This window comes from Cupriavidus sp. SIMBA_020 (assembly GCF_046535395.1).
Classification (GTDB): domain Bacteria; phylum Pseudomonadota; class Gammaproteobacteria; order Burkholderiales; family Burkholderiaceae; genus Cupriavidus; species Cupriavidus campinensis.
In genome coordinates this window covers 1-307 of sequence record NZ_JAWRWU010000297.1, presented here as the reverse complement: position 1 = coordinate 307, position 307 = coordinate 1, and the positions used below count along the sequence as shown (strand labels likewise).

Annotated in this window: 1 protein-coding gene; it reads left to right on the top strand. The window is 67.4% G+C overall.

What is annotated here, in order from left to right:
* On the top strand, positions 1-307 hold a 307-nt coding region (locus SB751_RS29290), incomplete at both ends, for a S10 family serine carboxypeptidase-like protein (protein ID WP_410748939.1).

Below are 307 nucleotides of genomic sequence, written 5' to 3'. Positions count from 1 at the left end.
GAAGGCCGCCGTCACCCATCACCAGATCACGCTGAACGGCCAGACGATCCGCTACACGGCCACCGCCGGCCACCTCGTCGCGCACAATCCGCAGACGGGCGCGCCCGAAGCGTCGTTCTTCTACGTCGCCTACACCGCCGACAACCAGCCCGCCGCGAAGCGTCCGGTCACGTTCCTGTACAACGGCGGCCCCGGCTCCGCATCGGTGTGGCTGCATCTCGGCTCGTTCGGCCCGAAGCGGATTCAGACCGGCGATCCGAACGCGAACACGTCGAGCTTTCCGTTCGTCGACAACGCCGAGAGCCTG